We start from the raw sequence: 26,785 nt of genomic DNA, 5'->3' as shown, positions 1-26,785 counted from the left end.
GATCCACCCCGAAGGGCTTCACCGTTCGACTTGCATGTGTTAAGCACGCCGCCAGCGTTCGTCCTGAGCCAGGATCAAACTCTCCGTGAATGCTTTCACGAAAGAGCGGCACAGCAACCACCGGAATAGGGCGGTCCTGCGCACTGCGTCCTCGCTAGTGTTACTTCATAAAGGAATCTCCAACCAACCGATATCGGCTGGCCGGGGATGTCAACATATCTGGCGTTGACTTTTGGCACGCTGTTGAGTTCTCAAGGAACGGACACTTCCTTCGAGCCGCATCCCTGCGGGCCCTCCGGGCGCTTCGTTCTTTCGTGTTTCCAGCTTATCAGATGTTTTCCGCCCCGTTTTCCGGAGTTTCATTCGATCTGACTCGCTTTCGCCTTCCCGACCTGACGGCCCGTCCGACGTTTCAAACTCTAGCCGATCCCCGCTCCGAAAAGCGAATCCGCCGCAATCTCCGAAAACGCGCACAGCAAATACGAACGGAGACGCGAAAAGGACGCGACCCGTCACGGATCAACTGGGTGGTTCTCAGGGATTGGCCGCCCCGGGACCGTCCACACAAGCTGCGTGTCCGGTGCTCCCTGTCAAGCGGCTGGTGAACAGTACTCCAACTCCGCGCCCAAGACAAACGCCCACGACAGACGCCCCGGCCAGGATGGCAGCTGGACCTCAGCGGGCACCGCCACGCTGACGGCGGAACTCAACGAGGAGCGCGAGCCGCTCGTGACGAACGGCCTCCTGCCCACCCACCTGGTCACCCGCAACCGCCAGGTCGCCGAGGCCGCACTCCGCCCATGGGCCCCGGCGTTCACCCACGGCGACCTACAGCTCGCGTACGTCTTCGTCGACGGCGACAGGGTCACGGGCACCGTCAACTGGTCGGAGGCGGGCCAGGGCCACCCACCTGTACGACCTCGCCACCCTCGGGCACCGGGACGACCTCGCCGACGTCCGGCCGGCTACGGCACCGACGTCGACCTCAACGTGATCCACACCCGGTGGTCACTGCGAAGCCTGCTCGCAGTCCGCCGACTGGTCGACCACGGCTTCGACCCCTACTCGCCGGGCTGCGAGGTCGACGTACCGCGATCCCGAATGTGAGACCGGGATGTGAGACCGCGCGGAGCGACCCCGGCCGCTCACCGGGACGCAGCGAGCCTCCGACGCCGACACACCGCTTTCTGCCACCGCCGGGCACACCGCAGCGCCAGCCCGGCCCCCACTCCGACGACCACCGGAGCTTCGGCCAGCACCACAATCGTCGCCCCAGTACGAGCCCCGTCCGGAAACACCGGAACGAAACCCCCGGCCACGGCGGCAAACATCGCCTCCCCTATCAGGAAGACCGCCGCCGCACTCCCCGCACTCACCAACGGCAGCCACGCCTTGAGATACCCGAGCTGAACACCGAGCAGGAACCCACTGCCCACCACCACCACGAGCAGAGCCGGCGGCGCCCCCATGACACCGGCGATCGCCGGAACCAGGTAGGCCAACGCCGTGAACACAGCCCAGGCCGTCGACCAGCAGTACAGGTGATCGCGACTGCGAGGCCGCCCGCTCCCACCCTCCAACTCCACCATCGGTCCCCTGCCGCTCCCGGGCGCGCCAGCTGCCCACCCTTCGCTCGCGCCAATCGTCGCACACTATTTGAACGCGTTCATTCCCGCGCCAAACCCCCACCGGCTGCCACCGAACTCGCCACCCGACACCAGGAGTTACACCAAGCCGTCGGCGCGGCCAAACAGACCCGGCAGCCACGCCTCGGCCGAAACACCTACCATCCGAGCAAGACACTCGAGCAACCCGCAGCTCGGCATGGACCCCCACCATCAGGCGCCGACGAAGGCCAGGCCCAGCCTCTGCCGATCCAGTACCTGCATCAGCCTCACCGAATCCGGACGCAGCAACTTGCGGGTAGCGGCCGGGAGTTCGGCGACCCGATCAGGCGATCACTTCGCAATCGGACTGCCGGTCGGCAGTCGCGCCGTCGGACTGGAACTGATCGCCGCCTGACACAACGCCACTCTCAACCTCGCCAGGTCCGCGCCGGCGGACGGGAGGGCCATCCTGGTCCGGTCGACAGGGGCCGCGCCCCCACAGTCGCGCAACAGCGTCGCGGCCTCCGTTCACCAGCAGTCGGCAAGCCCGCGACCGGGCTCGGCCGGCGGGTACCAGACGCGGCCGCCGAGAGGATCCCGAGACACCCACGGCACCTCAAGACCCCCGGCCGACCCCCCTCGCCCCGCTGCACCCCTTTGCCCTTCGTGTACGAATCGATCGAGTGACAACGGCGGAGCGCCGTCAAAGCTAGGTCTGGGCCGGACTGACCCTGGTGGCTCACATCCCTACTCGACGATGGTGAGACACCGCATGACCGCCCTGAAGAACCCAGCCCGACTTGCTCTTGCCGCCTGCACAGCACTCACGCTGGTGACCGGAATCGCCACGGATGCCCACGCCGCCACCGGCAACTTCACCTACACCGACATCGACGGAGAGGACCACACACTCGTCGACCCGCCGAGCGGCGAGTGCATCAGCTTCGGCCTCCCCGTGACCGGCGCGGACAACGAAACAAACGTCACGGCGACCGTCTACGAGAACACCGACTGCAGCGGCGTGCCCCTGGACATGCTTCCGCCCAAGACCGGAATGTCCTGGGGAGGCACCCTCCCCAATGCCGTCCGGTTCAGCTTCCTCTCAAAACCCCACCATTGAGCAAGCCTCGCACCCGCCGCCTTCGGCGGTGACGGTCGGGCGGCCGCACGACCCGCAGCCGCCCGACCGTCCCCACCCCCGACACGACATAACGCGACACCCAGCACCCGCCCCACCCAGTGCCCGCCCCACACCCACAACATCCGCACCCCCAAAGCCACTTGGCCACCACGCCCGCCCCCCACCTCCGACCACCCTGGCGGAAACACCTATCGCGATATATCGTGTCTCTACCCGCGCCCCCGGCCCCACCGCGGGAAGACCTTCGCCAAACCCAGGACGGGAAGCATGCCCGGAGAGATCTCGCCCGCCGGAAAGCCCACCGGCTCCACCACCACACAGCCCGAGTTGCGGGCCTCACACGCGGACCGGGACCGGGTGGCCGACATCCTGCGGGTCTCGGCGGGCGACGGTCGGCTGACCGCCGAGGAGCTGGACGAGCGCCTGGAGGTCGCCCTGTCGGCCCGAACGGTCGGCGAACTGGCTGCACTCACGGCCGACTTGCCGCCCATCTCGCTCTCTGCCCACGGGGTGGCGGCGGAGGTCAAGGATGTCCTGCGGATCGAGCAGAAGTGGAGTCGGGTCGAGCGGGTGGGGCGCTGGGTGGTGCCGCGCCGACTGGAACTCGACCTGGAGTGGTGCGACGTGACGCTCGACTTCACGCAGGCGGTGATCATGCAGGACACCCTGCGGATCGACCTCGACATGCGCGGCAAGACCCTGACGCTGATCGTCGCACCGGGCATGGTGGTCGACACCGACGCCCTGATGCTGGAGCACAGCAGAGTCAGGAACCGCCAGACCCCGGACCCGACCGCACTCACCGCACCGACCACGCTGCGCGTGGAGCTGGTCGGCCGGAAGAACTTCGGCCGCGTCGTGGTGCGCCGCCCCCGCCGGACGACCGGCCGCTGGTCGCTGCGGAGGCACTCGGCCCTGCCCGCCTCCGCCTCTACAAGGTCCTTGAATTAAGCGAACCTTGACCTTCCATCAGCCGGAATCCCAAGCCCGCCGCACCACGTGCCGCTACGCTCGGACGCGGTGCACGCCGGCGCCGAACTCCGGCCCCAGGCCTCCGGCCCCGGCTGGCGGATCGGTTCCGTCGGGCGTGCAGGGCATGGGTGCCGTGACGGCGCGTACGTATGGTCCTGTTCGGTCGCACGACAGCCGCGGGATTTCGGTGATCGCGGCATCTTTGGCAGCGTTAGCGGGCCCTGGCCGGCTACGAGCGCACGCTGCCCCCGGACGACGCGTCGCACATCTTGCCCACCCGACGGCCGGGCCAAGGTCTTCCGCGCCGAAGGACAGCTCGATCAGACCGTCGCACTGCTCCAGCGGGCCGTGGCGGGCAGCAGGCGGGTGCTGCCGCCGATCGACCGGCCGGAGTGGGGGCCGACGCTGCACAGCGCCCATCTGCGCGACCCGCAGGGCACGCTGATCGCGCTTCAGTCGTACTGATCGCGGCGGCGCTCAGTAGGCTGGCGGGGTGTGCTGGAGCGCCGGAGCCGATCTGCTCGTCGGCAGCGCCGTCTCGGCGGTCGGAGTCGCCACGGTGCTGCACGCAAGGATGAGGAGTCAACTACCGCTGGCCGCACTGCCGTTGCTACTGGGGGTGCACCAGCTGGTGGAGGCGGGCGTCTGGTCGGGCTGGGCGTGGGCGCGCACGGTGTGGGCGGTGATCGCGCTGCCGCTGCTGCCGGTGTACGTGCCGGCGGCGGTGTGGTGCGCGACCGGCCGCCGCTCGGCGGCCTGGTTCACCGCCCTGGGCGCGGCCGTCGCCGTCCCGCTGGCCGTTGCCCTGGCCCGGCACCCGGTGTCGGCGCACCCGCACGGCCACACCCTCGACTACGCGATCGGCGTCCCGGCCGCCGCCCTGCTGCTGGCGGGCTACCTGGCCGCCACCGTGGGCTCGCTGCTCTGCTCGGGCGACCACCGGCTGCGCCGCCTCGGCGCGTTCCTCGGCGCGGGCGCGCTCGTCTGCGGCCTGCTGTGGCGGCTGGCGTTCGTCTCGACCTGGTGCGCGCTGGCCGCCGTCGCCTCCGTCCTGCTCTACGACTGGGCCCGCCACACCCGCGCCAACTCCGCTCCCCCGCAGCGTCGATGAGCGCCGGCCGGACGAGCTCGACGCACGTAACACCCGGTCAGTCCGACAGCCGGACGAACCGTTGGCCCGCGTCCACCAGCCGGGGCAGCGCCTGCGCGTAGCCGGGGCCGGTGCCCGCGTCGGGGTGGTTGAAGTGGCTGATCACCACCGCCCCGGCGGGAGCCGCAGCCACCGTCTGCGCCACCTGCGAGGCGTTGAACGTCGCCCCGCCGTCGCCGTTGACCGCGAACCCGGCCACGCGCTCGCCCAGTTCGCCGACGATCCGCACCGCGATGTCGTCGTAGTGCGCCGTCCCGGAACGGAACCAGCGCGGCGGCTTCCCCAGCAGCCCGGCCAGTTTCGCCTCGTTGTCCGCGACCTCCCGGTAGGCGGCCTCGGCGTCGGCGGTGCCGGTGATGCCGTACGCCGAGCGGCCGGTGACGGACAGCGGGCGGTGCGCGGTGCCGTGGTTGCCGAGTTCGAACAGCGGGTCGGCGGCCAGTTCGCCGAACGGGCCGGGGTTGGCGTCGATCCAGCGGGCGTTCAGGAACAGCGTGGCCGGCACCCGGTGCCGGCGCAGGGTGTCGATCAGCGCCGCGTCGTAGCCGTCCCCGCCGGGGCCGCCGCAGGCGTCGAAGGTCAGGGCCAGCGCTCCGTCCGGCACCTCGGCCACCACCCCGGGCAGGTCGGTCCCCCACTGGGTGGGCCGCTGCCCGGCGTACCGGGCGACCACCTCCTCCCGACTGGGCGGCGCCACCGCACCGGACGGGCTCGGCGCCACCGCACCGAACGGGCTCGGCGCCACCGCAGCCGACCCGGCAACGGACGGGCTCGGCGGCGCCACCGCAGCCGACCCGGCAACGGACGGGGACGCCGGCCCGACCGCCGCCGGGACGGCCGGCTCCGAACGGGCATGGGCGCACCCCGTCGCGAGTCCGAGGGCCGCTGCCAGTACCGTCCGCCGTCCGACCATCGCGCCGCTCCTCACTGTTCGTCACCATCCGTCGTGGCCACCGCCACGAGTGTCACTTCCGGGCCGGGCAGGTGCCATCTGCGAAGCTCGGCCGTATGGCTGCTCCCACTCGACCGCTCTATCTCCAGTGGACGACTGTCGCCCCGGTGATGGCGTTCCTGCTGCTCCTGGCGACCTGGCACCGAGAACTTCCGTGGCCGGTGGTGGCGCTGGTGGCGGTCTTCCTCGCGGTGTCGGTGGTGGCGGCCGTGCACCACGCGGAGCTGATCGCCCATCGGGTCGGCGAGCCGTACGGGTCACTGGTGCTGGCGGTCGCGGTCACGATCATCGAGGTGGCGCTGATCGTGACGTTGATGGCGGACGGTGGCGACAAGAGCGCGGGCCTGGCGCGGGACACCGTGTTCGCCGCCGTGATGATCACCTGCAACGGGATCCTCGGACTGTCGATCCTGGTCGGCGCGTTGAAGTACCGGAAGGCAGTGTTCAACGCGGAGGGCACCGGCGCGGCGCTCGGCGCGATCGCGACGCTGGCGACGCTGAGCCTGGTGCTGCCGACGTTCACCACCTCCACGCCGGGCCCGCAGTTCAACCCCACGCAGCTGGCGTTCGCGGCGACCGCGTCGATCGTCATCTACGGCCTGTTCGTGTCGACCCTGACGATCCGTCACCGGGACTTCTTCCTGCCGGTCAACCCGGCGGGCGAGGTGATCGACCCGTCGGACGAGCACGCGGAGCCGCCGTCCAGGAAGCAGACGCTGATCAGTGTCGCGCTGCTCTCGCTGGCGCTGGTGTCGGTGGTGGGCCTGGCCAAGGGCGTGTCGCCGACCATCGAGCGCGGGGTGGAGTCCGCGGGGCTGCCGAACGCGGTGGTCGGTGTGGTGATCGCGCTGCTGGTGCTGCTGCCGGAGTCGATCGCGGCGGTCCGGGCGGCGGTCCGCAACCGGGTGCAGATCAGCCTCAATCTGGCGCTCGGCTCGGCCCTGGCATCGATCGGGCTGACCATTCCGGCGGTCGCGGTGGCCTCCACCTGGCTGAGCGGCCCGCTCGAACTCGGTCTCAACGCGTCCCACATGATCCTGCTGGCGCTGACCGTCGCGGTCGGCACCCTCACCGTCATCCCCAAGCGCGCCACCCCGCTCCAGGGCGGCGTCCACCTGGCGATCCTCGGCGCCTACCTGGTCCTCGCCGTCAGCCCGTAAGGCGGAGAAGAAACGGCGGCGGGTGCACCACGCACCCGCCGCCGTTGCCGTTGCCGTTGCCCGACTGCTTACCGACGGCTTCCCGGACTGCCGAAACGTCACTCCACAGTGACGCTCTTGGCCAGGTTTCGGGGCTTGTCCACGTCCCGGCCGAGGGCCACCGCGGCGTGGTAGGCCAGCAGCTGGAGCGGGATGTTGAGCAGCAGCGGGTCGAGTTCCGGCTCGCTCTTCGGGACCACCACGCAGTGGTCGGCCAGCTTCGCCTCGATGGGCCGGTGCGCGACGGCCAGCACCCGCCCGGAGCGGGCCTTGATCTCGCCGAGCGTGGTCAGGTTCTTGTCGAGCAGCTCGTCGTCCGGCACCAGCGCGACGGTCGGCAGTTCGGGGCTGATCAGCGCCAGCGGTCCGTGCTTCAACTCGGAGGCGGGGTACGCCTCGGCGTGCACGTAGGAGATCTCCTTGAGCTTCTGCGCGCCCTCCCGCGCCACGGGGTAGCCGCGCACCCGGCCGATGAACATCATGCCCTGGCTCTCGGCGTACTCGGCGGCGAGCTTCTCGATCTCCGCCTGCTGTTCGAGCACCTCCCGGATCTGCTCGGGCAGCGCCTTCAGCCCGGCGACGATCCGCCGGCCGTCGGCGGGCGACAGGTCGTGGATCCGGCCGAAGTGCAGCGCCAGCAGCGCGAACGCCACCACGGTGGAGGTGAACGCCTTGGTGGAGGCGACGGAGATCTCGGGTCCGGCGTGCAGGTAGATGCCGCCGTCGCACTCGCGGGCGATCGCCGATCCGACGGTGTTCACCACGCCGAGCACCCGGCCGCCCTTGCGCTTGATCTCCTGCACCGCGGCCAGCGTGTCGTAGGTCTCGCCGGACTGGCTGACCGCCACGTACAGGGTGTCCGCCTCGATCACCGGGTTGCGGTAGCGGAACTCGGAGGCCGGCTCGGAGTGCGCGGGGATCCGGGCCAGCTCCTCGATCAGCTGCGCGCCCATCTCGCCCGCGTAGTACGCCGAACCGCAGCCGAGGATCTTCACCCGGCGGATCTCCCGCAGCTCCCGGGCGTCCAGGTTCAGCCCGCCCAGGTGCGCGGTGGAGAACCGCTCGTCGAGCCGGCCGGACAGCGTGCGCTCGACGGCGCCGGGCTGCTCGTGGATCTCCTTCAGCAGGTAGTGCGCGTAGCCGCCGGTGTCGTACGAGCCGATCTCCCAGTCCACGGTGGACGGCTGCCGGGTGACGGTCCGGGCGTCCTCGGTGAAGGTCCGGAAGCCGTCGGCGCGCACCGTCGCCAGCTCGCCGTCCTCCAGGTGCACCACCTGCCGGGTGTAGCGGACCAGCGCGGAGACGTCGGACGCGGCGAACATCTCCTTCTCGCCGATGCCGAGCACGATCGGACTGCCGTTGCGGGCGACCACGATCCGGTCGGCCTGCTCGGCGTCCAGCACCGCGATGCCGTACGTGCCGACCACCAGCTTCAGCGCGGCCCGGACCGCGTCCTCCAGCTCGCCGCCGTCCGCGCGGTGCGCGGCGATCAGGTGGGCCAGCACCTCGGTGTCGGTCTCCGAGCGGAACACGGCGCCGTCCGCCGCCAGCTTGGCGCGCAGCTCGTCGGCGTTCTCGATGATGCCGTTGTGCACCACCGCGATCCGGCCCTCGTTGTCGGTGTGCGGGTGAGCGTTCTCGTCCGAGGGCACGCCGTGGGTCGCCCAACGGGTGTGGCCGATGCCGACGCCGCCCTTGAACCGGGCCGGCACCGCCGCCGCCAGGTCGGCGACCCGGCCCTTGACCTTGCACACCTTCAACTTCGCCGGGACGGACTTGGTGGCGGGGGCGACGACCGCCACGCCCGCCGAGTCGTACCCGCGGTACTCCAGCCGCTGCAGGCCCTCCAGCAGGAACGGGGACGCGTCCTTGGGGCCGATGTAGGCCACGATTCCGCACATGACGTGGACTCCTGGTGGTTCGAGGGTTGTCTGTGGAGTGGGGCCCGGTCAGCCGTAGACCATCCGCCGGAGCTGGCGCACCGACAGCTGCGGCGCGGCCACCCGGCGGGCGGTCAGCTCCGCGCCGACGCGGGCGAAGATCCGATCGTTGGTCAGGCCCCTGGCCTGCAACTCACCGTGGCGGCGGCGGACGTACGCCTCCGTGGTCTCGGAGAAGTACGCCAGCACCTCCGCGACGACCCGCGACGCCTCTCCGGGGCCCAGCGCAGTGGTCCGGGCGAGGTGGGCGAGCAGGTCCTCATGAGGGTGTGGTGAGGCAGGCACGTTCGGTGAGCCTAGGCGTGAAGTGTCCATTTGCCAAAGATCTTGCCCGATTTCGGGCAGGACAGCGAGCTGACGCACCCCGCGTATACGGTTACGGCATGCGCGCACTGGACGACGAACAGGTACGGGCCCTGCGCACCAGGGGGCAGGGCATCGGCGGCGGCGTCACCTTCCGCACCGCCGTCGAGGCCGTCGAACGGGTCGTCGGCGTCCAGGCCCAGGACGCCCGGGCCGGCACGATCGGCATCGGCGTCAGGACTCGCGACCTCACCGCCGCCGACGTCCGGCTCGCCTTGGAGCAGGACCGCACGCTGCTGCGGAGCTGGTTCCTGCGCGGCACCCTGCACACCGTCACCACCGCCGACCTGCGCTGGCTACTCGCCCTGCTCGGCCCGCACTTCCTGCGCCTGAGCGCCCGCCGCCACCGCGAACTGGGCCTCGACGAGGGCCGCTGCGAGCGCGCCGAGGCGGTGATCATGGACACCCTGGCCACCCACGGCCCGTCCACCCGCGCCGAACTGACGGACCGCCTCGCCGCGGCCGGCCTCCCGTCCGACGGCCAGGCGCCGTTCCACCTGATCCGCCGGACGGCGCTGCGCGGCCTGATCTGCTACGGCCCGGTCCGGAACGGCACCGACACCTTCGTCCCGCTCGCCGACTGGGTCCCCGACGCCCCCGAGGGCCCCACCGGCGACGCCGCCGTCACCGAGCTGACCCGCCGCTACCTGCGCGCCCACGGGCCGGCCACGCCCGAGGACTTCGCGGGCTGGTCCGGCCTCCCCGTCACCGCCGCCCGACGCGCCTGGCGCACCCTCGACACGACCGGCGAACTCCTGCGCGTCCGGGTACGCGACCAGGACTGCGCGCTCCCCGCCGACCGCGCCGCCGAACTCGGCCTCGCCCCGCTGCCCGCCCCCGACGTCCGGCTGCTCCCCGCCTACGACAACTACCTGGTCGGCTACCGCTCCACCGCCCTCTCCGTACCCGCCGCCCACGAGAAGCGGATCCGCCCCGGCGGCGGCCTGATCCGCGCCGCCGTCCTCGCCGACGGACTCGCCCACGGCACCTGGACCTTGAGCCGCGGCCAGGCCGACATCGCCCTCTTCGCCCCCTCCCCCCACCTCGCCGAGGGCATCGCAACCGCGTCCGCCGCCCTCGCCCGCTTCCTGCACCGGAAATGACCGAACGGACGCCCCCACCACCGTTGCCGTACAGTGCGCGTCCAATCCGTCCGATTTTCCGACTCCGCGTCAGAGGACCTGCCCCATGCGTACGTCGGACACCTCCTCCCGCCGCCTCCCCGCCCGGGTCACGCTCGCGGCGCTCACCCCGCTCGCCCTGCTGGGCCTGGGGGCGCTGTCCGCCGACCCCGACCACGCGCGGCTCGGCGATCCCGCCCGCCTGGCGGTGCTGGCGGGCTCGGTACTCGCGCTGGTCCTGCTCCGGGCCGGCTGGCGACGGACCGTCGGCGGCGCGCTGCTCGGCTTCGTCCTGCTCGCCCTCTCCGGCAGCATCTTCTCGGACGAGCTCCTGCGGCTGCGCGGTGAGCGCCCCGAGCTCGTGGTGACGGCGGCGCAGCGCGGCGACGACCTGGTCTGCGTGCTGCGCCGGGCGGACGGGACGCCGCTGCCGCACGACGTGCTCCACGACTGCGTGCCGCCGGCGCAGCCCGGCCCGACCAGGCCGTACCTGGTGGACCCGGCCGGTTAGGTGCCGCCCGCGTACGCGGACGACAGCCGCCTCGCGGGGCCGTGGTTCGGCCCGGCCGTGCTGACGGCGTTCGCCGGGCTCTGGGCCCGGGTGGCGCTCGGCGCCGGTCGTCGGCGCCCGGACGAGGACGGCGTGCGGCGGTGCGCGGGCGCAACCGATCGGCTCCGCGGCGCGTAGTCGGATGCGACGGCCGAACGGGTAGTGGGGACGCACCCGGGGTGGGGGGCCGTCGTTGAAGGACGGTGCGCAGCGCGCGTCCGGGTGATCGTGGCCGGGCGCTTGCATCCATCGGCGGTGTTCGGTCGGGGTTTCCGGTGGTCACCGCGCAGGATGGGCCGCGTACTGTCCGTGTCGATTCCAGGGGGACCGTCCGTCATGCAACCGCGTGTGTTCGCCGTCGTCACCGCCGTCCTGCTGGCCGCGCTCGGCCTCGGGTCGGTCCTGGTCATTGATTGGGCGCCCAAGCCCGCCAACGCCGCCTCCTCGCCCTCCGGACCGGGCGGCCGCACCGCCGCCGGGCCCGGCACCGCGTCGTCCTCCCCCACCGGCGACCCGGCGGTGTGGACCCGCTCCACGCTGCGCAACAAGCTGATGGCCGAGATGGACGCGGGCGACCCCGGCGTCGCCCTCGCCGACCTGGACAGGATCACCAAGGACAAGCCGTACACCGTGCGGTTCTGCCACCCCGTGGCGCACGAGCTCGGGCACGCCGCCGTGAAGCGCTACCACCAGGATTTCCAGAAGGTCATCTCGTTCCCCCACGAGACCTGCGCGGCCGGCTACCTGCACGGCGCGGTCGAGGAGATGCTGGCCAACTCCCAGGACCCGCAGAGCGACATCCTCACCCTGTGCGCCCCCGCCAACAAGGGCCCCTGCATCCACGGCGTCGGCCACGGCATCATGTTCGTCACCAAGCAGGACATCCCCGCCGCCCGCGCCCTGTGTGACAAGTTCCCCTCCCAGAACCGCCGCATCACCTGCTCGGAGGGCGTCTTCATGCAGCTCTTCGCCCCGGACGAGGAGGACGAGAAGGCCAAGGCCAACCTCCCCGCGGACAAGCTCGCCGCCGACCCGCTCTACCCCTGCCCCGAGCAGCCCTCCCTGTACCAGTCCGCGTGCTTCTTCTACGCCCCCACCTACTTCCTCTCCTCGCACGACTACGCCAATCACCCCGAAACCTTCGCCCAGGCCCTCCAGTGGTGCCTGAACGCGAAGGCCAGTGGCGGCGAGAACGACTGCTCCCGCGGCGTGGGCTCGCGCACCATGAAGTACAACCTGGACCGCGAGGACTGGGCCGCCCAGCAGTGCGCCACCGCGAAGGACGCCTGGCAGCGCAAGGCCTGCGCGCAGGGGCTGGTCAGCTACTACACCGTCAACTACACGGACGACGGCGCAGCCGGGCGCCTCTGCGCGAAGATCACCGACAAGGAGATCCAGGGCTACTGCCGCTCGGCAGGTGGGCTCTCCAGCACGCTTGACTGAAACGGTGCGACGCGCAGGTGGGCGCGAAACCAGGGGCGCGTGGGGGCACCCCCCACGCGCCCCTGGCGGTGCTTCCCTTCCCCTTACCATTCCGCCTCATGAACGACGACTTCAGAAGTGCCGCTCAGGCCGCCGCGCAGCTGGTGGCCGACTACCTCGACGAACTGCCCTCGCGCCCGGTGTGGCAGCCGATGGACCCGGCGGAGCGGTCGGCGTTGCTGGAGTTGGAGCTGCCGGAGGACGGGGCGGGGTTCGCGGAGCTGCTGGAGACCGTTGAGCGGAAGATCATGCCGCACCCGATGGGCAACGGGAACCCGCGGTTCTTCGGGTGGGTGAACTCCTCGCCGCAGCCCGCAGGGATTCTCGCCACGCTGGCCGCGTCCGCGATGAACCCGAGTTCCGCGGGCGGCGACCACGCCGATGTGCACCTGGAGCGGGCCGTGGTGCGGTGGATAGCCGAGCTGGTGGGGTTTCCGCACCCGGCCGGTGGCGGTCTGCTGACCTCGGGGACCTCGATGGCGACCATTGTCTGTCTGGCGGCGGCCCGTAACCGTGCGGCGCGGAACGCCGGCTGGGACGTCCGGGAGGACGGTCTCGCGGGGATGCCGCCGCTGGTGGGGTACGTCACGGGCGAGGCGCACAGTTGTGTGCGCAAGGCGGCCGAGCTGCTCGGTCTCGGGTCGAAGCACCTTCGGGTGGTGGAGTCGGACGCCGACGGCCATCTGCGCCTGGACAGCCTCGAGAAGGCCGTCGCCGAGGACCGCGCGGCGGGCCGGCTGCCGTTCCTGGTGGTGGCGTCCGCAGGGACGGTCGGCACCGGCGCCGTCGATCCGTTCGAGCCGATCGCGGACCTGGCCGCCCGCGAGGGCCTGTGGTTCCACATCGACGGCGCGTACGGCGCGTTCGGGGTGCTGGACCCGCAGATCTCGCACCGCTACGCGGGACTCGAGCGGGCCGATTCGCTCGCGCTGGACCCGCACAAGTGGCTGGGGGTGCCGGTGGACTGCGGGTGCGCGCTGGTGCGGGACGCGCAGGAGTTGCGGGGCACGTTCAGCCTGGTGCCGTCGTACTTGCGGGACGAGGAGGCGGGCGGTCTCGGCTGGTTCTCGGAGTACGGCACGGAGCAGACCCGGCCGTTCCGTTCGCTGAAGGTGTGGGCGTCGATCGCGCATCGCGGCCGCTCGGGGGTGGCCCGGGACATCGCGCACTGCACGGGGCAGGCCCGGCGGCTGGGTGAGTGGGTGGAGCAGGACCCGGAGTTGGAGCTGCTGGCGCCCGTCGAGACGTCGATCGTGGCGTTCCGCTTCCGTCCGGCCGGTCTCGGCGAGAAGGAGGTCCAGCAGCTCAACTCCGTTCTGCCGGTGGCGATCCAGCAGCGCGGCCGGGTGTTCGTGACCGGCGCGGTGTACCAGGGGCAGGAGATGCTGCGGGCGTGCCTGCTGAACTCCGCGACCACGGACGCGGATCTGCGGCTGCTGCTGGACGAGGTGAAATCGGCCGGCGCGGAACTCCTGGACCGGGGCCGCACGTCCAAGTGATCGCGGGAGCGGATCAGCGCCGATCCGACGGGGGCCCGCGCAGACATTAACCGTCGGGTCACGGGGGGTTCGTGATCGTGAAACAGCGGAGCGCCACCATTCAGGCATGGATGACAAGGCGTACACCCACAGAACCGGTAAATCGCACCGTTGGCGCCGGGAGACGGTCGAGCTCGCGGCGGTCTTCGCCGCGGTCGCGGCCGCCGACCTGGTCGCCAATGTGGTGGTGCACGGGCACGACGGGCCGGTGCTGCTGCTCGCCTCCGCGGCGGCGATGCTCGGCACCGCGCTGTTCCGGGGCTGGCTCGCGCACCGGCATCCGCCCGGTCCGGCGGCCCTCGCACCACCGGGCGGACCCGAAGTGAGTTCAACGGATGAGCCGACCGCGCTGTGGCGGCTGCGGACCAGCGTCGCCGACGAGCCGGGCAGTCTGGCCCGGGTGTGCGCGGCGCTGGCGGAGCGGCGGGTGAACATCCTCTCGATGCAGGCGCACCCGCTGCCCGACTGCACGGTGGACGAGTTCATCGTCCGCGCGCCGGCCTCGCTGGCCCGGGCGGAGCTGGTGGCGGCGGTCGCGGCGGGCGGCGGCCGGGAGATCTGGACCGACCGGGCGGATGCCCATGAGCTGGTGGACGTGCCCCGGCAGGTGCTGGCGCTGGCCACCCGGACCGCGCTGGACGCGGCGGAACTGCCGCTCGCGCTGCGGCAGTTGTTCGGGCGGGCGGCGATCCGCCAGTACCCGGGCCGGGGCCGGGCGGTGCAGCCCGGCGTGGACGGGCACCTGATGCGGCTGCCGCTGCCGAACGGGGACCTGCTGGAGCTGTCCCGGCCGAATCTGCCGTTCACGCCGACCGAGTTCGCCCGGGCCCGGGCACTGGTGGAGCTGGACGCCGTACTGGGCCCGCGGGTCCCGCAGGTCGAGGCGCGGATCAGCCGCCCGGCGGGGGACGACCTGACGGTGCGCCGGGCCACGCCGGCGGACAAGGACGCGGCGGTGGCGATGCACGCCCGGTGCTCGCCGGAGTCGCTGCGCCGGCGCTACCACGGGCCGGTGAAGGACGCCGACCGCTATCTGGACCACCTGCTGGACCCGCGGCACGGGCAGACCCTCGCGGTGGAGACCGCGCAGGGCCGGCTGGTGGCGCTGGCGCACCTGATGTGGGACGACGAGGGCGCGGAGATCGCGCTGCTGGTGGAGGACGCCTGGCAGCGCCGGGGCCTGGGCGTGGATCTGGTGCGGCGGATGGCGGCGCTGGCGCTGGAGGCGGGCGTGGGCACGGTGTACGCGGTGACCACGGCGGCGAACACCGGGCTGATCTCGACCATGCGCCGGCTGTCGGCGCCGCTGGACTTCCAGGTGGAGGACGGCACGGTGGTGATCACCGCGCACCTGCTGGAGGCGGCGGAGAAACTGCCCGCGCCGTGGGCGGCCCGCTGACGGTTCGTCGGGCCCGGTGGTGGAGCGTCGCCTTCCGCCGCCGGGCCGCTCGCGGCCGTCCCCGGGCCGGTTGTGGCACGGTCCTGTCCGGGCGCGGCACGGGCCGGTAAGTTGCCCCTGCTCAAGTGTGCGGGCGGGAGTCGGTAGGCTGAGTGCGTCCCTGCCGCCCGTGGGTCGTCGAACGGCCCGGGCGGTGCCGCTGCAAGGAGGAACCCCTGAGCATGCCAGGCACCGATTCGGAAGCCGCGCGCGACGCCTCGCTGCCCGCCCGCGCAAAGATCGCCGTGACGGCCGGCAAGATGGCGGCCGCGCTGTCCCAGAAGGCCGGACGCGGCAGCGGGTCGGTGATCGGCGGCAAGGTGGCACTCAAGCTCGACCCGGATCTGTTGAAGACCCTGGCCGAGCACCTGGACGTGGTCCTGGTCAGCGCCACCAACGGCAAGACCACCACGACCCGGCTGATCGCCGAGGCCCTCAAGGCGGCCGGCCCGGTGGTCTCCAACGCCCTGGGCGCGAACATGCCGGCCGGTATCACCGCGGCGCTCGCGGGCGGTACCGACGCCAGGTTCGGCGTCATCGAGGTGGACGAGAAGTACCTGCCGATGGTCGCCCGGGACACCCGGCCGAAGGCCATAGCGCTGCTGAACCTCTCCCGCGACCAGCTCGACCGGGCCGCCGAGACCCGCATGATGGCCGAGAAGTGGCGCGAGGGTCTGAAGGACACCGAGGCCGTGATCATCGCCAACGCGGACGACCCGCTGGTGACCTGGGCCGCCTCGTCCTGCAAGAAGGTGGTCTGGGTGGCCGCCGGGCAGGCGTGGAAGGAGGACGCCTGGTCGTGCCCGTCGTGCGGCGGTGTGATGCAGCGTCCGGGCGACGACTGGTTCTGCGGCGAGTGCGGTTTCCGCCGCCCGAACCCGCACTGGGCGCTGCAGGGCACCCACGTGATCGACCCGCACCGCGGTGCCTGGCCGATCCAGCTCCAGCTGCCGGGCCGTGCCAACCTGGCCAACGCCACCAGCTCGGCGGCGGTCGCCGCGGTGTTCGGCGTGGCCCCGCAGGTCGCGCTGCAGCGCATGGAGTCGGTGGCCGCGGTGGCCGGCCGCTACGACGTGGTGCAGTACCGCGGCCGGGACATCCGGCTGCTGCTGGCGAAGAACCCGGCCGGCTGGCTGGAGACCTTCTCGCTGATCGACGGTCCGCCCGCGCCGGTGATCCTGTCGGTGAACGCGATGGACGCCGACGGCACCGACACCTCCTGGCTGTGGGACGTCGACTACGAGCGCCTGGCCGGTCACCCGATCTTCGTGATGGGCCAGCGCAAGCTCGACCTGGCGGTCCGCCTCGAGGTCGCCGGCCTGCAGTTCCAGGTCGTCGACTCGCTCGCCCAGGCGGTGGACGCCGCCCCCGAGGGCCGTATCGAGGCGATCGCCAACTACACGGCGTTCCAGCAGCTCCGCAAGGCCGTGGTGGCCTGATGAGCGACCAGTCCTACCAGCAGTACGGCCAGCAGCCGTACGGCGAACAGCCGTACGGCGAACAGCCGTACGGCGAGCAGCAGTTCGCCGATCAGCAGTTCGCCGAGCACCAGCAGCAGTACGGGCAGCAGCACTACGGCGAGCAGCAGCAGTACGGCGGGCAGTCGTACGGCGAGCCGCAGTACGACCAGCAGCAGCAGTACGACCAGCAGCCGTACGGCGAGCAGCAGTTCACCGGCCGGCAGCAGGGGTTCGACGAGCCGCAGCAGCAGTACGGGGGCGATGCGCCGGAGGCGGCGCCGAGGTACGGGAGGTCTTCGAGGATGAGTGAGAGCAGCCTGCGGGTGGTCTGGGTGTACCCGGACCTGCTGTCCACGTACGGCGACCGCGGCAACGCGCTGGTGGTGGAGCGGCGGGCGCAGCAGCGCGGTCTCGGGGTGCAGCGGATCGACGTGCGCTCCGACCAGTCGGTGCCGACCAGTGGTGACATCTACCTGATCGGTGGCGGTGAGGACCGTCCGCAGCGCCTCGCGGCGGAGCGGCTGCGCAACGACGGCGGGCTGGTCCGGGCGGCCGAGAACGGTGCGATCATCTTCTCGGTCTGTGCGGGTTTCCAGATCCTCGGCCACGAGTTCGTGAACGACCTCGGCGAGCGCGAGGCGGGCCTGGGCCTGCTGGACGTGTGGACCACCCGCGGCGAGGGCGCGCGCTGCGTCGGCGACGTGCTGGCGGAGGTGGACCCGGCGCTGGGTCTGCCGCAGCTGACCGGGTTCGAGAACCACCAGGGCGTCACGCACCTCGGTGAGGGCGTCAAGCCGTTCGCCAACGTGCAGGTCGGCCGGGGCAACGGCACCGGCGACGGCACCGAGGGCGCCTGGCGCGACACGGTGTTCGGCACCTACATGCACGGTCCGGTGATGGCCCGCAACCCCGGCGTCGCCGACATGCTGATCAAGCTGGCGCTGGACGTCAACGCGCTGCCGGCGGCCGACACCACCTGGTACGACGCGCTGCGCACCGAGCGGATCGCCGCGGCGGCCCGCCCGGCGTAGCCGCCGGCTGTTGACTCGGTGGACGGCTGACCGCCATGTGGTCAGCCGTCCCCGGCGGAACAACTTCATAGGAGAATAAGGAGAGCCCGGGCGCAACACCCTCCTCGGCGGTCGGGTCGCAGTTACGTGTGGTGCGTCGAGGAAGCCGCCCCCGCGTCGGTTTCGGCCCGGCCGGACGCAGGAACCGTATGCTGTGCAGCAGGTCCGATTCGGGCGCTATGTCCGATTCTCAACCACCAGTCCGGCCGTCCGAATCCTGCTCGGGAGTTGGCAAAGCAATGCGTATTGGTGTCCTGACCAGTGGCGGTGACTGCCCCGGCCTGAACGCCGTCATTCGTTCCGTGGTCCACCGGGGGGTGGTCGACCACGGCGACGAGATCATCGGGTTCGAGGACGGCTGGCGCGGTCTTCTGGAGGGCGTGCACCGCCCGCTGACGCTGGACTCGGTGAGCGGAATCCTCGCCCAGGGCGGCACGATCCTCGGCTCCTCCCGGGTCCAGCCGAGCCACCTGCGCGACGGCGTGGAGCGCGCCAAGCGGTACTGCGCGGACCTCGGCATCGACGCGGTGATCCCGATCGGCGGCGAGGGAACCCTGAAGGCCGCGAAGCTGATGAGCGACGCGGGCCTGCCGGTGGTCGGCGTGCCAAAGACCATCGACAACGACATCGCCTGCACCGACGTCACCTTCGGCTTCGACACCGCCGTGTCGGTGGCCACCGAGGCGCTCGACCGGCTGAAGACCACCGCCGAGTCGCACCAGCGCGTCATGGTGGTCGAGGTGATGGGCCGCCACACCGGCTGGATCGCCCTGAACGCGGGCATGGCGGCCGGCGCGCACGCCATCGTCGTCCCCGAACGCCCCTTCCACATCGACAAGTTGACCGATGTGGTGCGCGAACGCTTCGACCGCCAGAAGAAGTTCGCGATCGTGGTGTGCGCCGAGGGCGCCAAGCCCGAACCCGGCACCATGGCCTGGGAGGAGGGCACCAAGGACATGTACGGCCACGAGCGGTTCACCGGCATCGCCACCCAGCTCTCCCGCGAACTGGAGTACCGCCTCGGCAAGGAGGCCCGCCCGGTGATCCTCGGCCACACCCAGCGCGGCGGCACCCCGACCGCCTACGACCGCGTCCTCGCCACCCGCTTCGGCTGGCACGCCGTCGAGGCCGCCCACAAGGGCGCGTTCGGCCACATCACCGCACTCCAGGGCACCGACATCCGCCTGGTGCCGCTCGGCGAGGCCGTCGCCGAGCTGAAGACGGTGCCGTCCGACCGCTACCTGGAGGCCGAGACCGTCATCTGACGGCCCGCCAACTGCCGTTCCGGGGGCGCGTCGTGGTTCACCACGGCGCGCCCCCGGCGATAGCCTTCGCCGCATGGAGATCCTCGCCTACGGCGTCCAAGCAGACGAACAGCCGCTCCTGGAACAGGCCTTCGCGGGCCGGCACTCCCTACGCACCCTGGCCGTGTTCCTCAACCGCGACACCGCCCCGCTCGCCGCCGGCTACCCGGCCGTCAGCAGCAGCGTCAACGACGTCCTCGACGCCAAGACCCTCTCCGTCCTCGCCGCCGGCGGCACCCGACTGGTCGCCCAGCGCTCCACCGGCTTCAACAACATCGACCTCGACGCCGCCGCCGAACTCGGCCTCACCATCGCCCGGGTCTCCCACTACAGCCCCTACGCCGTCGCCGAACACGCCTGGGCGCTCGCCCTGGCCGTCAACCGCCGACTCACCCGCGCCGCCAACCGCTCCCGCGAGTTCGACTTCCGCCTCGACGGCCTGATGGGCCGCGACATCCACGGCATGACCGTCGGCGTCATCGGCACCGGCAAGATCGGCGAATGCTTCGCCCGCATCGCCGCCGGCTTCGGCACCCACCTCCTCGGCTGGGACATCACCCCCAACCCCGCCTGCCTCGACCTCGGCATGCACTACACCGAACTACCCGAACTCCTCACCCAGGCCGACCTGATCAGCCTCCACGTCCCCCTCGTCCCCGCCACCCACCACCTCATCGACGCCACCGCCCTCGCCCGCATGAAGCACGACGCCATCCTCGTCAACTCCAGCCGCGGCGGCCTGGTCGACGCCGTCGCCCTCGTCGAAACCCTGCGCGCCGGACGCCTGGCCGGCGTCGGCCTCGACGTCTACGAGGAAGAAACCGGCGTCTTCTTCACCGACCGCTCCATCCACGGCATCACCGACGACACCCTCGCCCGCCTCATCACCTTCCCCCAGGTCCTCGTCACCAGCCACCAGGCCTACTTCACCCACACCGCCGTCGGCCAGATCATCGACGCCACCGCCCGCAACATCGACGACTACGCGGCCGGCCGCACCAACGAGAACACCCTCGTACCGAAGAACTCATGATCTTGGGTACCGCGCCAGCCGCATTCCGGGGTCGACATTCGAGCGGGATCCCAGCTCGACTTCGCCCAATCCCTGCGGCGAGGCCCCGATGCCTGGCCCTGCACGACCTGCCAGCCGTCCCGACTGCCGTCCCGTCATCGTGCCCGGCCACGATGGCCGGGCACGATGACGCAACGCACTGTGGCTACTCGTCAGAGTCCTCGTCGCCCAGTTCGTCTGGCGGCGCCGACCGGCGGTACTGCGGATGGTCGAGGTCCAACTGCTTGGCCGCGTGCAGTGGTACCGCGTACCGAGAGCGATCTGCCCAGGCGATGGTCTGGTGGCACAGCCTCGCGGTGGCGCGGGCCAGCATCGTCCGGTCGATGCCCTCCGCGACGCCGACGGGATAGATCTCGGTCGCCGTCATGGCCCACCACGGGGTCTTGAGCTGGTTTGCCTCCCGCTCGCCTTCGTCACCACCCTTGCCCGGATCGGCGTCCCAGCGGGTGATCTTACTTCCGAGGTCGCCACCCTTGGCCTGGTAGTTGCGTGGGACGTTGAAGAGGACCCAGAACGGGTATCCGAAATCCACCTTGGCGCGGTGCAGCTTGGTCGATGTGAAGTCGATGTCCTCCTTGTCCGTCTTCGAATCGTTCTCGCGCGAGACGGGGACGTACTGGGGAACCTCCGTCGGAGCGACGTTCATCCGGATGACAGCGCTCGGCCTCCTGCGCGGGGCGTTCTTGCCCTTGCCATACCCGGGCAGCCAGGTACGCGGATCGGTGCTTTCCCCTTCCTCGTAGCTCTGCTTATCGTTGTGCAGGCCCGTCCACATCCGACGGCAGGCGTGGCCGTCGACCATGACGACGTAGCGCGTGCCTGGTTCCAGCTCGTCGCGGACGAGGCTGGCAAGGGCGTCTTCGACCTGGGCCGCGGCCTCTGCCCAGCGCTCCTTGTCCGTCTGGCCCTTGCCGTCGACGTGCAGGGCGTAGTCGCTCGCGTGGAAGGCCGCGATCGCCTCCCGGTAGGGCACCCATGCCCCGATCAGGGGAGTCCACGCCCGCAGCGTCCAGGTGCCGTCTTCCTCTTCCGGCGGGAACAGGGCGGTAGCGATGATGATGCGCTTGGTCTGCTTGCCGTCAGCCGTCTTGGTCTGCCGGCGCGCGTGGATGCCGCAGTAGACGAGGCTGCCGGCCTCGTCTCCCTTCCTGTCCTTCGCCAGGGCCCGCGCGAGGCGCTGGTCGATGATGCCGAGCGAGCGGTACAGGTCGAGCAGCGCCATGTACGCGGCGTGGTCCTTCCCCTGCTTCGGGGGGCTGATCTCCGTCGCGGGCTTTCCGAATGATCCCGGCTTCATCCCGCTCGTGAACTGGCAGACGAAGCCCTTCTTGGCCAGGAGACGGCGGACCCGGAACTTCCCGTCGTATCGCTCCTTGCGGAGCAGGAAGGCGTTCCTCTTCTCTCCGTCCTTCTTCTTCAGGGCCGGAAGCTCGGTCTCGCACCAGACGCCGACCATTACGTGCGAGTCACTGTCGGCGAAGTCGTCTGCGAAGGACTTGAACTCCACTGCTCGGTCGATGTCGTCGCCGTGTGCCAGGAAGCGCTCGGCCTTGCGGAAAACCGCGCTGATGCCGGGTGCGAGGGTGATCTCCTCGCCCGGCTGCGGGTCGCCGATGGGCGGGCTGTCCGGGAAGGCCAGGGAGAGTGCGTTGACCATACGCAGGCGGGTGCTGTGGCGGTACCACAGGCACACGATCCGCAGGTGTTCGAACCCCTGGGCGTTCACCGATGCGGTGATCTCCTCGGCCGGAGGGAATCCGATGCTGTGGAGGACCTCTCCGGCCTTGGTCCGGCGCTCCCGCTCCTGCGGGGACATCTTCTGCTTGTCCGTGGGGCGAGGCTCGAAGACCATCGGCTCCACCGCGAAGTCGACCCAGGTGGCCTTCTCGCCCAGCGCCTTGGTGACGTGCTCGGCGAGAAGCCTCAGGTGCAGGGTGCCGGGGCCCGTGCCGACGGCGAAGCTGTCGTTCTTCGCCATGAGCGGGCGGATGGCGCCGGCGTCGGGAGTGATGAACGTGGGGAAGGTCCCGTCGTCGGCGGCCTTCTGCAGCACCGCCCGTTCCACCGTGACGCGTGTCTGCAGTTCCTGCAGCAGGCTGACGTCCATCTTGTCGCGGGCCAGCAGCTCCAGGGCGCGCTGGTTGACCGCCCGGACAGTGCCGCTGCGGACCAGTTCAGTGTGGAGGATCGGCAGTCCGTCGCTGCCCTGGTGGATGTGCGTCGACTTGGCGAGGACCATGTTGCTGTCCACGCGGGTGACGTGGGCGTCCAGGAAGATGACGGGATCGACGATGTTGGGCTCGGTCTTCATGACCACCGAGAGCCGGGACATCGCGTACTGGGCCTTGGTTGTGGCGTTGACCTCGGTTCCGTCGTCGCGGACGTTGTACTTGCGGCCGAAGGGGGCGTCCCAGGCGATGAGCCCGCCCCTGCTGTCCGGCAGGTAGGTGACCTCCCGCTTGTTCGGGTTGGCCTTCCAGCCGATCGTGCGGTTCTTGTAGACCTGGTCGCCGTTGGCGTCGAGCGTGAAGGAGCCGTCCTTCTCCTTGGCGGGGACCTTCTCGGTGATCGGGACGAGGTCGTAGATGGTGAACTTCTGCTCGGCGAGCTTCTTGGAGATCACCCAGGGCACGGCCACGTACATCCAGTCGGGGCACTTCGGTTGCTTGCCCGAGGCCGGCTTTAGGAATCGGGCCATCTCGAACTCCTGCTCGGGTGTGCTCGCGATGGCTTCGGCCACCGGCGGCACTTCGAGGAGGACTGCCTGGTCGGTGTTCATCCCCTTGCTGTAGCCAACGATGCACCGGAAGACGTGGCGCAGGGTGTCGTCGTCGATCTTCTCCAGCGATACCAGGAAGTTGAGGTATCGGTCAAGGTGGACGTACCCGCCGGTCTTGAACTTCAGGTAGGTGATCGCGGTCGAGTACGGCAGGTTCTTCTGCTCGTCGTCCCCCTCGCCCGTCACCTTCTCCCATTCGTCCCGCACGCTCCGCGGGAAGATGCGCACGTACACCTTCTGCCCCTGGACGAGTTCGGGGGTGCAGCGCAGGGTGAGGGTACTCGGGAGGGGCGTGCTGCTGTCGGTCACTGCGGTGGTCTCTTTCGGGAGCGCTGGGCTATGTGGAGAGGGCGAGGTCGACGCCCGCGTAGGTCAGGAAGGCGTTGACCGCCTCGCCGTACAGTTCGGCCATCTGCCGGCGTTCTTCCGGCCCCCAGCGGCGGGCCATGCGGTCGATGATGCTGGCCAGGTCGGAGCTCCAGGTCTCGTCCTGGAAGGCGTAGTCCACGAAGTGCAGCTCCATGTTGGTGCCGCCGCGCCGGGCACGGCCGGCGAGCTGGATGAGGGAGACCAGCATCCCGGCGACCATTTGCTCTTGGAGAACGAGGTCCATGGTCGACAGCTGAGGGGAGGAGCGCAGGATGGTGGCCAAATGATCGCGTGCTGCGGCGTGGGCGTTCTGCAGAGCCGCGACGGGGTCCGACGTATCGGATGCAGACAGCGAGTTGATGCCTGCGGCGTTGACGCTGCCGTACATCCAGGTCGGATCGTCGATGATCAGCGGGGGCCTCACGCACAGGTAGATGGAGTGGATGGCCGAGCGGAGGTTGACGACGATGTTCAATCCTCTGGCGATGTTAGCCAGCGGGGCGACCAGGATGTCGCCGAATTCGGGGAACTCCTCAACCTCTTCGACAGTGATGCGGCGGACCAGCGACGGATCGGGGAGATGCCGGACGTTGCTGTGGCGGTCTTCCTCCCGGACGAGGACGCACACTCGGTGGGAGAGCCCCTTCGCCTTGGAAAGGCCGGTCGCGATGTGGCCGCACTGCTCGTAGCTGTTGGCCGTGAGAATCACGCGGGCGCGGGTCTTGTCCGTCTTGGCCAGGCGAGCGAGTTTCCGCGACAGCTTCGTCTCGTACAGGCGCTCGCCGATCTCACGCAGGGCTTCGGGCTTGTCGGCGGGGAACCTCCCAGCAACCTGGATCCGTCCCCCCGCGTTGCGGTGACCGTTCCCGTAGGTGACGGCCGAGGACTCGACCAGGATGGACTCTTCCTGCGCGTCGGTCATCCACCACATCACGGGAGCGTGGACGTGTTCCTTCACCGCCTGGGGGAAGTAGGCCGTGGCGGAGAGCCCGAAGACGGGCCGTTCCACGCCAGCGGTGATCAGCGAGACCAGCCCGCCGAGTTCCGACACGTAGGTGTGCGGGTCACCGGCCATGTGCTGGGCGGAGAGTTTGGCGTCCTTCTCCGGGTTCTTCATGCCGGTGACCCGGTACCCGTTGATGGGCTTTCCGATCGTTCCGTGCGGGAGTACCTCGGCGATGCCGCCGGAGTGCATGGAGTCGATGATGCTGTTGGCGGAGATCAGCTCGGAGTGGCGCAGTGACTGGGCGGTGTCGCGCAGTCCGGCCAAGGAGTTGTCCAGCTCGCTCATCAGTGTGCGGATGAGGAGGTGGTCGATGGCCCGGTTGCGTGCGCGGCTGTCGCTGACGATCGGGACCAGTTCCTGGTGGAGCCTGAGCTTGAGTGCGTCGCGCTGGTTGATGCCGCGCGGCGACACGACGGTGCCCAGGATTCTGTTGACACCTTCCCACTCAGGCTCCAGGAAGTCGCGTGTGCGGGCCCGCGCGTCGTCCTCGCTGATATCGAGGGCCGGCACCAGGGCGTTGAGCCGGTCGACGGCCTCACGGGGAAGCGGTTGGCCGTCGCCGACCTCGTACTCGGGGAACAGGATGCTGATGAGCTCGCGGTCCTTGGAACGCGGCAGGCGCCACCCCTCGTAGTCGTATTCGTGCCGAAGCCGAGCGACTCTGGCGTCGTCGTGGTGGTTGAGCCGGAACGCCTTGGTGCACAGTCCGGTCAGCAGGGACTCGGCCATGAGCCGGACGTGGCTGATCGGTTCGATGAGTTGGTTCTCGAACCGCAGGGGAAGGTACTTGGCCGCGGTGTCCAGGGTCTGCGGTTCCGCTGTCCACGGCTGCCGGGAGTGCAGGTCGACGGTGATGGCGCACCGGTCGACGGCGACGGCCTGGAAGGCGTCGATCTCGTCGATGATGACGAAGTCGCTGGCGCGGAGGACGAATTCGCGGACGGTGACGGAGCGGGTCGGGCGGCCGTCGATCTGGATGCCCACCCGCATGGTGCCCTGAATGAAGTTGTGGTGGTTGGTGACGATCACCGTGGCGTCGGCGGCCTGGTAAGCGGGGGTGAACTTGCCGCAGGTCGGGATCCAGGGGCAGGCCAGCATATCTCCGCCGCCCCGCAGGCCCAGGCAGTTCTCCCTGCCGGGGTGGTAGGTGCCGGAGGAATCGAGCCAATGCTGCTGCGCGCACCCATAAGCGAGGTGGTCGACGTCGCGGAGCCCTCGTTTGCCCCACTCCCCGGGGGCGTCGGGGTCTTCCTTGACCAGGGACGCGTGCTTGAGCGCCCTGTGGTGCCGCGAGGACGGCGACATCAGCGGAGCGCAGGTCGCCAACTGCTCGGTCTTGCCTGCCTTGTGCAGGATCTCGAGGTCCCGGCCGATGTCCCAGACCGAGGCGAGCGTGGCCTTGACGTCGGGGACGAGCAGGGTGACGCGGTAGTTGTTGAGCGCGGCCCACGAGCCCAGCAAGCGGACCAGCACGGACTTTCCAGTTCCGGTGGGCGCGTGGAAGATCTGGGTCAGGCCAGCCAAGAGGTCCAGCACGTCGACGGTGTCGGTGTCGCGGGCCTTGAGCCGGTCGAGCAGGCCCGTCAGCACCTTGAGCAGCCAGGGGCCCGCCTCGGTGTTCTCGTACTGGGTGTCCAGGATCCGCGCGATGTCCTTGAGCTCCTGGACGGCGACCCTGATCGTGCCGAGGCCGGGCCGGGTGGTGATGCCCGGAAGCGCGTCGTGGCCGAGCGGCTGGGTGAACGAGGGAAAGCGGGGGATGGTGACTCGCCCGTGGACGATCTCATTGCCCTCGGTACGCTCACTCGTCTCGTACATCTGGCCCGGCGCGGCAAAGTCGTGGGGCTTGCGCCGGCTGCTCGGACGCCGGAAGGGCGCGAGAAGGCTCTCGACGTAGCCGAGGTAGTCCCCTCCCAGGTGGGGGCGGGCCGCGGTGGCGGTGAGCGGATCGCCGACCAGGGTGAACAAGTGCAGCGACGTCTCCTCGTCCTCCTCGTCACCGATGTCCAGGGCGCCGAGGAGGATCCGTGCTGCGGAGGCGAACCGCCTCTCATCGGCGAGGTCGGGGTTGGCGATCTTCATCACCCCGGCCACGAGCAGGCGTTCCTCACTGCTCAGCTCAGTCCACCGGTCCCACGCCTGTGGTTTGCAGCTGGCGAAGAACGCTGCGTGGCGGAACGAGGCCAAGGGCCTGCCGTCGTCGTCGCACTGCGGGAAGTAGTGGACGGCAAGGGCCAGCGCAGCGCGGATGAAGGAGTCCTTGACGGTCATC

At 70.3% G+C, this 26,785-nt stretch carries 20 protein-coding genes, 1 rRNA gene and 1 pseudogene; 15 read left to right on the top strand and 7 right to left on the bottom strand.

What is annotated here, in order from left to right; translation table 11 throughout:
* A 16S ribosomal RNA gene (locus ACFYST_RS18445) occupies nt 1-90 on the bottom strand; the annotation flags it as partial.
* 603 nt (nt 91-693) lie between these two features.
* Here ACFYST_RS18445 and ACFYST_RS18440 point away from each other — a divergent pair.
* Nucleotides 694-1,107: pseudogene (locus ACFYST_RS18440) on the top strand (phosphotransferase); the annotation flags it as partial.
* A gap of 38 nt (nt 1,108-1,145) precedes the next feature.
* On the opposite strand, the gene ACFYST_RS18435 reads toward ACFYST_RS18440, so the two are convergent.
* Complete coding sequence (locus ACFYST_RS18435; protein WP_387863549.1) at nt 1,146-1,502, bottom strand: hypothetical protein; 357 nt, start codon at nt 1,500-1,502, stop codon at nt 1,146-1,148.
* Between the two features lie 877 nt (nt 1,503-2,379).
* Between ACFYST_RS18435 and ACFYST_RS18430 the strand changes: the two genes are divergently transcribed.
* The 4 genes from ACFYST_RS18430 to ACFYST_RS18415 all read left to right on the top strand — a co-directional run bounded on the left by ACFYST_RS18430 (nt 2,380) and on the right by ACFYST_RS18415 (nt 4,831).
* Nucleotides 2,380-2,727 carry a hypothetical protein gene (locus tag ACFYST_RS18430; protein ID WP_387863546.1) on the top strand — a complete coding sequence of 116 codons (348 nt, stop codon included), beginning with the start codon at nt 2,380-2,382 and terminating at the stop codon, nt 2,725-2,727.
* Between the two features lie 288 nt (nt 2,728-3,015).
* Entirely contained in the window at nt 3,016-3,699 is a 684-nt protein-coding gene (locus ACFYST_RS18425; RefSeq protein WP_387863544.1) for a DUF1707 domain-containing protein, read from the top strand.
* A gap of 369 nt (nt 3,700-4,068) precedes the next feature.
* Nucleotides 4,069-4,185 (top strand): VOC family protein, encoded by a 117-nt coding sequence (locus ACFYST_RS18420; protein WP_387642220.1) that lies wholly within the window; start codon nt 4,069-4,071, stop codon nt 4,183-4,185.
* A gap of 28 nt (nt 4,186-4,213) precedes the next feature.
* Entirely contained in the window at nt 4,214-4,831 is a 618-nt protein-coding gene (locus ACFYST_RS18415; RefSeq protein WP_387642223.1) for a DUF6629 family protein, read from the top strand.
* 37 nt (nt 4,832-4,868) lie between these two features.
* Here ACFYST_RS18415 and ACFYST_RS18410 read toward each other — a convergent pair whose 3' ends face one another.
* The gene (locus ACFYST_RS18410; RefSeq protein WP_387863541.1) at nt 4,869-5,783 is read right to left on the bottom strand and encodes a polysaccharide deacetylase family protein; all 915 of its coding nucleotides are present in this window, start codon (nt 5,781-5,783) and stop codon (nt 4,869-4,871) included.
* A gap of 95 nt (nt 5,784-5,878) precedes the next feature.
* Between ACFYST_RS18410 and ACFYST_RS18405 the strand changes: the two genes are divergently transcribed.
* Nucleotides 5,879-6,982: a calcium:proton antiporter gene (locus tag ACFYST_RS18405; protein ID WP_387642228.1), complete on the top strand. Its 1,104-nt coding sequence runs from the start codon at nt 5,879-5,881 to the stop codon at nt 6,980-6,982.
* 98 nt (nt 6,983-7,080) lie between these two features.
* Here ACFYST_RS18405 and glmS read toward each other — a convergent pair whose 3' ends face one another.
* Both glmS and ACFYST_RS18395 read right to left on the bottom strand, forming a co-directional pair.
* Nucleotides 7,081-8,922: a glutamine--fructose-6-phosphate transaminase (isomerizing) gene (glmS, locus tag ACFYST_RS18400; protein ID WP_387863538.1), complete on the bottom strand. Its 1,842-nt coding sequence runs from the start codon at nt 8,920-8,922 to the stop codon at nt 7,081-7,083.
* Nucleotides 8,923-8,970: 48 nt separating this feature from the next.
* Nucleotides 8,971-9,276: a hypothetical protein gene (locus tag ACFYST_RS18395; RefSeq protein ID WP_387863536.1), complete on the bottom strand. Its 306-nt coding sequence runs from the start codon at nt 9,274-9,276 to the stop codon at nt 8,971-8,973.
* Between the two features lie 68 nt (nt 9,277-9,344).
* Between ACFYST_RS18395 and ACFYST_RS18390 the strand changes: the two genes are divergently transcribed.
* The 9 genes from ACFYST_RS18390 to ACFYST_RS18350 all read left to right on the top strand — a co-directional run bounded on the left by ACFYST_RS18390 (nt 9,345) and on the right by ACFYST_RS18350 (nt 20,320).
* The gene (locus ACFYST_RS18390) at nt 9,345-10,427 is read left to right on the top strand and encodes a winged helix DNA-binding domain-containing protein (protein ID WP_387863533.1); all 1,083 of its coding nucleotides are present in this window, start codon (nt 9,345-9,347) and stop codon (nt 10,425-10,427) included.
* A gap of 85 nt (nt 10,428-10,512) precedes the next feature.
* Nucleotides 10,513-10,956, top strand: coding sequence for a hypothetical protein (locus ACFYST_RS18385; protein ID WP_387863530.1), 444 nt, complete (start codon nt 10,513-10,515; stop codon nt 10,954-10,956).
* Between the two features lie 375 nt (nt 10,957-11,331).
* A complete protein-coding gene (locus tag ACFYST_RS18380; protein WP_387863528.1) occupies nt 11,332-12,438 on the top strand; it encodes a hypothetical protein in 1,107 nt (368 codons plus the stop codon).
* 98 nt (nt 12,439-12,536) lie between these two features.
* Complete coding sequence (locus tag ACFYST_RS18375) at nt 12,537-13,976, top strand: pyridoxal phosphate-dependent decarboxylase family protein (RefSeq protein ID WP_387863525.1); 1,440 nt, start codon at nt 12,537-12,539, stop codon at nt 13,974-13,976.
* Nucleotides 13,977-14,082: 106 nt separating this feature from the next.
* Nucleotides 14,083-15,414, top strand: a complete 1,332-nt coding sequence (locus tag ACFYST_RS18370) for a GNAT family N-acetyltransferase (protein WP_387642248.1) — start codon at nt 14,083-14,085, stop codon at nt 15,412-15,414.
* 221 nt (nt 15,415-15,635) lie between these two features.
* Nucleotides 15,636-16,892 carry a MurT ligase domain-containing protein gene (locus tag ACFYST_RS18365; RefSeq protein ID WP_387642251.1) on the top strand — a complete coding sequence of 419 codons (1,257 nt, stop codon included), beginning with the start codon at nt 15,636-15,638 and terminating at the stop codon, nt 16,890-16,892.
* Between the two features lie 323 nt (nt 16,893-17,215).
* On the top strand, nt 17,216-17,944 hold the full coding sequence (locus tag ACFYST_RS18360; RefSeq protein ID WP_387643026.1) for a type 1 glutamine amidotransferase: 729 nt from the start codon (nt 17,216-17,218) through the stop codon (nt 17,942-17,944).
* A 278-nt stretch (nt 17,945-18,222) separates the two neighbouring features.
* Complete coding sequence (locus ACFYST_RS18355) at nt 18,223-19,248, top strand: 6-phosphofructokinase (protein WP_387642254.1); 1,026 nt, start codon at nt 18,223-18,225, stop codon at nt 19,246-19,248.
* A 73-nt stretch (nt 19,249-19,321) separates the two neighbouring features.
* Nucleotides 19,322-20,320 carry a 2-hydroxyacid dehydrogenase gene (locus ACFYST_RS18350; RefSeq protein ID WP_387863522.1) on the top strand — a complete coding sequence of 333 codons (999 nt, stop codon included), beginning with the start codon at nt 19,322-19,324 and terminating at the stop codon, nt 20,318-20,320.
* Nucleotides 20,321-20,504: 184 nt separating this feature from the next.
* Here ACFYST_RS18350 and ACFYST_RS18345 read toward each other — a convergent pair whose 3' ends face one another.
* Nucleotides 20,505-23,447 carry an RNaseH domain-containing protein gene (locus ACFYST_RS18345; protein ID WP_387863519.1) on the bottom strand — a complete coding sequence of 981 codons (2,943 nt, stop codon included), beginning with the start codon at nt 23,445-23,447 and terminating at the stop codon, nt 20,505-20,507.
* Between the two features lie 28 nt (nt 23,448-23,475).
* A complete protein-coding gene (locus ACFYST_RS18340) occupies nt 23,476-26,784 on the bottom strand; it encodes a hypothetical protein (RefSeq protein ID WP_387863517.1) in 3,309 nt (1,102 codons plus the stop codon).
* Nucleotide 26,785 lies beyond the last annotated feature (1 nt).

Source organism: Kitasatospora sp. NPDC004614 (genome assembly GCF_042873675.1).
Classification (GTDB): domain Bacteria; phylum Actinomycetota; class Actinomycetes; order Streptomycetales; family Streptomycetaceae; genus Kitasatospora.
Note: the sequence above shows the minus strand (reverse complement) of the source record. Positions and strands in the feature narration are given on the sequence as shown.